At 31.4% G+C, this 9,984-nt stretch carries 8 protein-coding genes; all 8 read left to right on the top strand.

The features are described 5' to 3' along the window. Positions 1 to 602 (top strand): MBL fold metallo-hydrolase (locus tag V5784_RS11880; RefSeq protein WP_336889238.1); only part of this gene is annotated, 602 nt, incomplete at its 5' end. Positions 603 to 1,047: 445 nt separating this feature from the next. After that, positions 1,048 to 1,788 (top strand): spherulation-specific family 4 protein, encoded by a 741-nt coding sequence (locus tag V5784_RS11875; RefSeq protein ID WP_336889237.1) that lies wholly within the window; start codon positions 1,048 to 1,050, stop codon positions 1,786 to 1,788. A 33-nt stretch (positions 1,789 to 1,821) separates the two neighbouring features. Then, entirely contained in the window at positions 1,822 to 1,962 is a 141-nt protein-coding gene (locus tag V5784_RS11870; protein ID WP_336889236.1) for a hypothetical protein, read from the top strand. A 66-nt stretch (positions 1,963 to 2,028) separates the two neighbouring features. Beyond that, the gene (locus V5784_RS11865; RefSeq protein ID WP_336889235.1) at positions 2,029 to 2,658 is read left to right on the top strand and encodes a hypothetical protein; all 630 of its coding nucleotides are present in this window, start codon (positions 2,029 to 2,031) and stop codon (positions 2,656 to 2,658) included. 189 nt (positions 2,659 to 2,847) lie between these two features. Beyond that, a complete protein-coding gene (gene truB / locus V5784_RS11860; protein ID WP_336889234.1) occupies positions 2,848 to 3,708 on the top strand; it encodes a tRNA pseudouridine(55) synthase TruB in 861 nt (286 codons plus the stop codon). A 22-nt stretch (positions 3,709 to 3,730) separates the two neighbouring features. Continuing rightward, a complete protein-coding gene (gene hisS, locus V5784_RS11855) occupies positions 3,731 to 4,972 on the top strand; it encodes a histidine--tRNA ligase (RefSeq protein WP_336889233.1) in 1,242 nt (413 codons plus the stop codon). 723 nt (positions 4,973 to 5,695) lie between these two features. Next, a complete protein-coding gene (gene aspS, locus V5784_RS11850; protein WP_336889232.1) occupies positions 5,696 to 7,477 on the top strand; it encodes an aspartate--tRNA ligase in 1,782 nt (593 codons plus the stop codon). A gap of 1,494 nt (positions 7,478 to 8,971) precedes the next feature. Further along, positions 8,972 to 9,643: a glycosyltransferase family 2 protein gene (locus V5784_RS11845; protein WP_336889231.1), complete on the top strand. Its 672-nt coding sequence runs from the start codon at positions 8,972 to 8,974 to the stop codon at positions 9,641 to 9,643. Positions 9,644 to 9,984: the final 341 nt, after the last annotated feature.

Raw genomic sequence — 9,984 nt, 5'->3', positions numbered from 1 at the left:
ACCATACAAGGGGATTAAAATACTATTTTGAAAAAGATCATAAAAATAATATTTCTATTATAGCTCACCCAGATGCATTTAACGAAAAAAAGGTAGATGATTTAAAAATTTGTTCTCCTATTTTAGAAGAGGAACTAAAAGAAAAATGTAATCTAATTCTTTCGAGAGAACCTATTAAAGTAAGTAAAAATATAACTTTTTTAGGAGAAATACCTAAGATGAATAATTTTGAAAATAGAAAAATTATTGGTACACAAACTGTTGATAGTAATTTAGTTGATGATTATGTAATGGATGATACAGCCCTTGTATATAAAAATGAAAAAGGTATTTATATTATTACAGGATGTTCTCACAGTGGGATATGCAATATAATAGAATATGCAAAAAAAATATGTGAAGATGATCGGGTATTAGGGGTTATAGGAGGATTTCATTTGTTTGAAGTAGATGAACAAGTTCATAAAACTATTGATTATCTAAAACAGAATAATTTAAAGGAATTATATCCTTGCCATTGTACTTCTTTTACTGTTAGAGCAGAAATAAACAAGGCTTTGCCTCTAAAAGAAGTTGGAGTAGGTTTAGAAATAAACTGGTAAAATATATAGTCTATGGTAATTATAGGTATTTTTTCTTCCTATCCTATTTAAAAATTTCTATTAAAATTAAGTTGACTTTAACTTGAATTTGAGATAAAATTAATTGGTATAGGGATTCATTAATATATACATTGATCTCCCCCAGGGATTGATGTATAGAACCCTTCTAGTAAATTTATTCCAGACAATAAGTTTACTTGTACTTTCCTCCGAGTCTCCTACTCTTTAAAGTGTAGGAGACTTTTTGTTTATTTGAATTTTCTTTCTTTTTCTTTCAAATTTGTCTTCCCCCCTGTATAATGAAATAGAGCTATATTAAGTGCTATTAACATAGACAATATGGACTAGTGTTCCCATCTATATCAGGCTGTTTTTTTCTGAAAAAAATTGAAATAATTTGTCGAATTATCGTATAAATTTATGGGGAAACACAGGGAGGGAAAGAATGAAATTTTTATTTATAGTTGCATTGATCTTTGGTGTGGCAGTAATATTTTGGCTAAAGCCTAAAAAATATAGTTATATAATTCCTGCATACATACCATTAGGAGAGAAATTTGATATTGATTTTGATGGAATAGCTGAATTTTCAAAGAAAAATAAGGTGATAACAATAGTTAATCCAAATAATGGACCTATAAGTAGAGATGAGAATAAATATTATTTTGAAAAATTAGAAGAAAAAATAAAACAGATACAGAAAAATGGAGGAAAAGTGATTGGATATGTGTCTACCGATTATGGAGACAGAGATGCAAAGGAAGTAAGAAAGGATATAGATATTTGGGAAAAGGAGTGGAATATAGACGGGATATTTTTAGATGAAGGCCTGGGGAGCTGTGGTGATAATTGTGAAATATCAGTAAAAAAATATCAGGATTACTATGAGTATATAGGAGACCAGATTATCGTTACCAATGCAGGGTATATAGATGAAAAATATGAAAAATTCTTAAAAGATGGGGTGATTATGATAGTCTTTGAGAATACTTATAAAAAATTCGTATCGTCTGATAACTATCTGGGTAAACTGGATCTGCATAGGGGAAAAAAAGGGATTTTACTACATACAGCTCCTATAGATATAGATAAGACAAAGTTAAAAAAATTGTATAAGAAATATGACTTAGACTATATATACTTGACTTCTAAAAATTGGGATACTATATCATTGAAACTTTTGTAGTATACTGTAAGAGATAATGGAGGAAGACAATGAATGAAATTTTACGATGCACCAGTTTTAATCTTACTTTCTTACAGTGAGAATGGATTTTCACCGATTGATGATTTAGGAGCTGTGAGCCAAAATATGGGATTGGTAGCAGAAAGTATTGGAATCACAACCAAGAAAGGGTAGTTTTAATAGAATAAAATAAAAGCAACGTGACGTTGCACCCAGATAATAAAAAGTGGAGGTTAAATTATGAAACATAAATTAAATAAAAAAGCTGTAAGGATAATAATTTTATTATCGGTAATATTTTTAATGTTTAATGTAATGAACTCAAAACCATCAAAGGAAGTAGGTGTAAGGGATTATATGCCGAATAAACCTATGGTCAAGATCTTTGAAGGCGGTTTTGAAGGGGCTGGAAGTGTAGAAATAATAGATAAGATAAAGGGTGAATTTTACCAGAAAAAAACTATGGATACAGCTACCATGGGAGTGGTTGTTTATCGTGTAAATAAAGATGGTTATAGAATGGTATATAGAAAAGGGGAGACGAATCAATTAAAAGATAACTATATAGATGAAAAATCAAACAATAATTTGATCCTACTAAGATCACCTATTAAAGAAGGAATTTCTTGGATAAATGACGATAAATCTACATATAAGATCCTATCTGTAGATGAAAAGCTAGAATTGATGGGAAAAGAGGTAGAGGTGGTGAAATTGAGGTATAGGAAGGACGATTCTGAATATTATATCTATTTTGCCCGTGGGCTGGGAATAGTCGAAATAGAGTCTGAAATGGGAAGCAGCAGATTGATAGAAGTAGAGTATGATGTGGAGGACTATCTTTTAAAATTAAAACTGAACCACGAATAATGCAGATGAACACAACTAATAGAGTAAAGAAATAAAATGAGGGAATAGAACGCGGATACTGAAGTATACACGGATGAAAAATAGATTAAACAGGATTTAAAAACATAGAAATTAAGAATTTCTCAGATTGTTTAAGGCCAATAAATATGATATACTATTATGAAAATAAATAATATAGGGTGAATAAAATTGAATGGATTAATTAATGTAGATAAACCCAAAGGATATACCTCCTTTGATGTGATTAGAAAATTGAAAAAAATATTGAATATGAAAAAAATAGGACATACTGGAACTTTGGATCCACTGGCAACAGGGGTACTTGTGATCTGTCTTGGAAGGGCTACTAAATTAGCTAATGTAATAGAGGCTAAGGAAAAAACCTATATAGCTGACTTTGTTTTGGGTTCAAAAACAGATACCTACGATACTGAAGGGGAAGTTATAGATAGAAGTGATGTAAAAGTAACAAGTGAAGATATAAAGAATATATTATCAAAATTTAGAGGGGAGATAAAGCAAGTCCCTCCTATGTATTCAGCACTTAAAGTAAACGGAAAAAGACTCTACGAACTGGCTCGTGAAGGAGTCGTAATTGAAAGAAAAAGCAGAGATGTGGTAATATCAAAGCTGGAATTGATGGAATTTGATGAGGAAAAGCAGACAGGGGAACTTTATTGTGATGTGTCTAAGGGAACTTATATTAGATCACTCATATTTGATATGGGGGAAGAACTAAAAACCTATGCACATATGAATGGACTGAGAAGAACTCAAGTTGGAGAATATCTGGTAGAAGATGGATTTACCATTGAGCAGATGGAAGAGATGGGAGGAAGAGGAGATTTTTCTTTTGTAACTAGTGTAGAAGACAGTTTTGATTTTGAAAAAGTTGAGTTAAAAGATGAAAAACAGATAAAATTATTTTTAAATGGAAACACCGTGATATGTGAAAAACCAAATGACAGATATAGAATATATGTAGATAAAGAGTTTGTCGGATTGGGAGAAGTAATTGAGAATAGATTGAAAGGCTGGAAAGTGTTTTAGACAAATTTTGTGGGGTGAAAGAATGAAATTGATAAAAGCAATGAGAGGAACTAGAGATATCTATGATGTAGAATCTCTAAAATTTAACTTTATAGAAGATGCAGCAAAAGAATTATTAGAAAATTATGGATATGGAAGAATAATTACTCCTACATTTGAATCGACAGACCTGTTCAAAAGAGGAATAGGAGAGGGAACGGATATCGTAGACAAGGAGATGTATACATTTTCTGATCGTGGAGATAGAAGTATCACTCTAAGACCTGAAGGGACAGCTCCAGTAGTAAGATCATATTTAGAAAATAAGACCTATGCTAAGGAAGATCTGACTAAATATTATTATATCAATAATATGTTTAGATATGAGAGACCTCAAGCAGGAAGATATAGAGAATTTTATCAAATTGGTGTAGAGATCCTAGGAAATGGATCACCTATGGCAGATGCTGAAGTGATATCTATGGGATATAGATTGATGGAAAAATTAGGAATAGAAGACCTAAAGGTTAACATAAACTCTGTAGGAGGAAATGAAACAAGGGCAAAATACAGAGAACTTCTGGTAAACTATCTTACTCCTAAAAAAGATGGACTATGTACTGACTGTCAAAATAGGTATGAGACTAATCCACTGAGAGTATTGGATTGTAAGAATAAAGGTTGTCAGGAATTGACGGTAGATGCTCCAATGTTACCTGATAATTTAAACGCCAAAGAGAAAAACCACTATGAAACTGTAAAAAAATATTTAGACATGTTTGGTGTTGAATATGTTGAAAACCCAAGATTAGTTAGAGGACTAGATTATTATTCAAGTACAGTATTTGAGGTTACAACTGAAAAATTAGGATCTCAAGGGACAGTCTTAGGTGGCGGAAGATACGACAACTTAATTAAACAAATAGGTGATAAGGAAGTTTCAGCAGTAGGATTTGGTTCAGGAGTAGACAGACTAATGATGTTATTGGCTGAAGATAAGGTATCAAATACACCTGATGTATATGTAAGCTGGTTAGGTGAAGAAAATATAGATTATGCATTCTTAGTAGCTAACACATTGAGAGATAATGGTGTAAAAGTTTATATTGAATATGCACCGAAATCAGCCAATGCTCATAGAAAAAAAGCATTTAAATTAGGGGCTAAAAGAGAAATACTCATAGACTCAAAATCTAAAGCTAACAAAACTTTAGGATTAAAAGAATTAAGTAGCAGAGATGTAGAAGTAGTTAATTTTGATGAGTTGTTGGGGAAAATTAAATAATTTACAATGTATAATGTACAATTGACAATGGAGAGAAAAAATTAAAAGCTAGTCACGAATTACACTAAGGATATACGAGTATTAAATCTCTTTATTATTTAAATAAAGGCATTTAAATGTATCACGAATATTTATTTTGGGTTAAGACCAAGAAAAAAAGATTTTCTTAGAGTTCTCTCTAGCTTTTCCTTTGTGAGCTTAGTGTAAAGGTTTTGGTTTTAAAATCTAAGAACTTTTTTTAATCTGTAACAAAAATAAAAGTTCTAAGGGTGTCACCCTTAACGGACTCTATTTCTTTTTATCTGAAAAAGAAATAGAAGAAAGAAAAGCAGACTTTTTCTAAATGATGTTATAGGGGTAAGTCAGAGGTAATGTACGTCTTTTTACAGCTACAGTCCTCGTTTCACTGCGGGACTTATTCTGTTGTACGACTTAGTAGGAAATCTACTGTGAAGTAGAGGAACATCCAGAAAAAGGATTTAGAGTCCAAAGAAAAGTCAGGATTAAAAAAGTCAGAACCTAGTCAGCGTCAAGGGGAGAAGGTTCTAACCAAGAAAAAAAAGCTCCTGTGCTGTAGCAGTAGGGTATTATAGATTAGTTAAAATCAGTGTAGATTGGTGGCAAAAAAAGATTTAACTCTGTGACCCTCGGAGATCTCTGTGTCTCTGCGTCAAAAAAAATAAAAAAATAAAAGAATAAAAAAATAAAATTTGAGGTGTTAGAATGAATATTTACAGAACCCATAAATTGGGAGAATTAAGAGCAGAAAATATTGGTGAAACAGTTACTTTATCTGGTTGGGTAGCAACTAAGAGAGATTTAGGTGGATTAACTTTTATCGACCTGAGAGATAGAGAGGGAGTAACTCAAATAGTAGTTCCTCAAGATGCTACAGAAGAGATGAAAGAAACAATCTCTAAGATCAGAAGTGAGTATGTAATCAAAGTAACTGGAGAAGTAAAAGAAAGATTTTCTAAAAATGATAAGATAGCTACAGGAGATGTAGAGGTATTTATTACATCGATTGAAGTCTTGAATAAAGCTGAAATATTACCATTTGAGATCTCAGATGATGCCAATGTAAATGAAAATTTAAGATTAAAATATAGATATTTAGATATTAGAAGACCTGCTATGATGAATAATATCAGAAAAAGACACGATATGATGATGTCTATCAGAAATTATATGGATACCAATACATTTATAGAGGTAGATACTCCAATTCTTACAAAGTCAACTCCTGAAGGAGCTAGAGATTTCTTGGTACCTAGCAGAATGAACGAAGGTAAATTCTATGCATTACCTCAATCACCACAATTATTCAAGCAATTATTAATGATTGGTGGAGTAGAAAAGTATTTCCAAATTGCTAAATGTTTCAGAGATGAAGATTTGAGATCAGATAGACAATTAGAGTTCTTACAATTAGATATGGAAATGTCATTTGTAACTATGGATGATGTAATGGAATATGTAGAGGGATTAGCTAAGACTGTATTTACAAAAGTTACAGGGAATCAAGTTAACTATAGTTTTGAAAAAATGCCGTATTATGAGGCTATGAGCAGATTTGGTTCGGATAAACCGGATGTTAGATTTGGTGTAGAATTAAAAGACTTAACTTCTATAATGAAAGATTGTGGATTTAAGGCGTTCTCTGGAATTGCGAACTCAGGTGGAATAGTAAATGCCATAGTAGCACCAGGACAGGCGACTAACTTCTCTAGAAAAGTTTTAGGAGATTTAGAAACTTATGTAAAAACTTATTTTGGAGCTAAGGGCCTAGCTTGGATCAAAGTAACTGAAGAGGGGGTTAACTCTCCAATAGCTAAATTCTTTTCAGAGGAAGAAATGGCAGAAATCTTAGAGACTACAGGGGCAAAAGTAGGAGACGTAATCTTAATTCTAGCTGATAAAGCTAAGGTAGTTTATGGTGGATTAGGAGCACTTAGATTAAAATTTGGAAATGAATTGGGATTAATAAATAAAGATAGTCATAAATTCCTATGGGTAGTAGACTTCCCTATGTTTGAATGGAGTGAAGAGGAAAAAAGATACAAAGCTCAACATCACCCATTCACATCTATAAAGGAAGAGGATATGGAGATGTTCTTAGCTGGAGATCAAATGGATAAAGTAAGAACTAACTCCTATGATATCATCTTAAATGGTTTCGAAATTGGTGGAGGTTCTATTAGAATCCACGATAGAAAAGTACAAAAAGTTGTATTTGAACAACTAGGATTAACTGAAGCGGAGATCAAAGAAAAATTTGGATTCTTCGTAGAAGCATTTAAATATGGTGCTCCTCCTCATGGCGGATTAGCATTTGGTGTGGATAGATGGTTGATGGCAATGTTGAAGAAAGACTCTATAAGAGATGTAATTCCATTCCCCGTAACAAACAAAGGACAATGTCTATTGACAGAGGCACCAGGAAATGTAGATATAGAGCAATTGGAAGAACTATCATTAGAGAGTACTTTTAAAGAGGAAAAATAACGCCCTCTAAATCTACCTCTTTATAAAAGTGGGAGACTTGAAAATTTAAACAATCAAAAGATGATTTCTGTATTTTACAGGAGTCATCTTTTTTTTAATTCCAAGATATCGATCAGTGGAATAAATAAATTTTTTAATCCATGAAATAAAAAAAGCTTGGACACGGAGAAAAAATGAAAAACTAGTCACGAATTATACGAATGGAAACAAAAAAGAAATAGAACGCGGATGCTATTTTCTACCCGATGTGGGCATCACCAATATACTATTAGTTTACTGTCGTAAACATAGAATATTGCGATAGTCAGCGTCAAGAGTAGAAGGTTCTAAAGCAAGAATAAAATGTTTAACTCTGAGAACCTCGGAGACCTCTGTGTCTCTGCGTTGATAGATCGTAAATTATTGTATTTTTAGAAGAAATAAGGCTACTTATGATACCTTTAAGGCTCACTATGACCTCCTTAAGGCTCATGGGTGACCCTTTCTATTTTTCGCCTCTCAATCCCAGTAGTACCAATGGTTTTAAGGCTTTATAGTCTGCCGTATTTCGATTGTAGGGGTACAATTACAAGGGGGAATTTTTAGGAGAGCACAGGAAGGGAGTGAGGAGATATAATTGACAATGAAAGGAAAATAAAAGCCTTTGTCGCAGATAGAGGCAGATTTAAACCAAGAAAAAAGATAAAAAGACTTGGACACAGAGAGAAAAAAGTTACTGAGAGAAAAAACTGAAAAACTAGTCACGAATTACACGAATGGGCACGAAGAGAAAAAACTAAAAACTTTAGTCGCAGATTACACAGATAGAAGCAGATTTTAAGCAAGAAAATAAAAGCTTCTGTGCTGTGGCAGGAGAGCCACTATTAATTCGCGATACATTTAAATTTCTTTATTAAATGATAGAGAAATTTAATATTCGTATACCTTTAGTGGCAAGAAAAGGTTCTACCCGCAAGGGGCATCCCCAAAATATCTATATCTTATTTTTGTTTGGGTATATTTTTTCTGGGTACAGAACAAAATAAATGATTTATTTTTGTATTTTTTTTTACATAGAACAAATATTTAGTGAAAATATTATCTAAATAATAATTTTGTATGATGTTTATATGATATTTATATGATTTTTAAAAAAAGAAGTTAAAGATAGCTTAAGTTCTTTCTATTTTTGTGGTAAAATATACATTGGATAACTCTACTAATATGTAGTTAAATATCAAAATCTTATAAATTATGAATTGAATTTAAAAACAAAATTATTCACAAGATGAGAATATAACTGTAGGGGTTATTAGCAAGATCTCTACAAGTGAATGGCATCACCAAAATGCTAGTAGTTTACTTTGTAAACGTAGAATTTTGAGATAGAGATTATTGAAAAATCTAAGGATTTAAAGTTGGAGCTAGTTAATGATTAGACTGTATGTGAATCGATCATATTACTAGTAAATATTAAAAAAATATAGTAAAATAAAAGGAAAAATAGGGGGGAGAATGAAGGGTCAAGAAAAGAAAAAATACCCATTAGTAAGCATAATAATGCCCTGCTATAATATAAAAAAGTTTTTAGAAAAAGCTATATTAAGTGTATTGGAACAAACTTATAAGGACTATGAGTTGATTATAATAGACAATGGATCTACTGATGGGTCTTTGGATATTATTTATAAATATCTTGATAAAAATATAATTTTATTGAAGGCAAATAAAAATAAAGGTGTAGTGGGCTCTAGGAATAAAGGTATAAGACATGCCAGGGGTAAATATATTGCCTTTTTAGATTCAGATGATGTATGGCACCCTGAAAAATTATCCAAACAGATATTATTTATGGAAAAAAATGATTCAGCTATTAGCTGTACAGAGTATAATATAGTCTGTGAACAAGGGAAATACCTATATAAATTTGAGATAAAGGAAGATATGATAGATCATTCTAAAAACTTAAAGTTTAATCATCTGGGATGCTCTACAGTTATATATAATAGGGAAAAATTAGGCAAGGTATTTTTCTTTAAGAAGGCCGTATATAAGGAAGACTATGGTCTATGGCAGAAGATTATGAAAACTGGAATAGAAACTCATGTCTATAAGGAGGCCCTTACGGATTATAGGCTAAGAAAAGGATCCATATCTTCTAATAAAGTTAAGATGGCAAAGGAATAATGGAAGTACTATAGAAGGATAGAAAAATTAAATGTTCTAAAAACAGGATATTATTTTACCAACTATGTAACTAAAAATATATTTAAAAAATTCAATTGAAATTGAAATAGGAGACGAAATAAAAGATGTTAGAATCGTTAAAAAGATTTATTCAAGATTTAAAAAAATACAGAGAGTATATAATTTATTCGGCAAAATCAGGGGGCTGTTGCAAGTTTTGTGTAAACTCTAAAAATTAATGTAAAACTTTTATAAAAAGAGGAGTAATAATTCTTTAATTATTGCTTCTCGTTTTTAATATATTAGAACTTTATTTTTTGTATGTCAATAGCAGAGCCTAA

This window comes from Psychrilyobacter sp. (genome assembly GCF_037132775.1).
Taxonomy (GTDB): Bacteria; Fusobacteriota; Fusobacteriia; order Fusobacteriales; family Fusobacteriaceae; genus Psychrilyobacter.
This window is presented reverse-complemented; position numbering and strand designations above follow the sequence as displayed.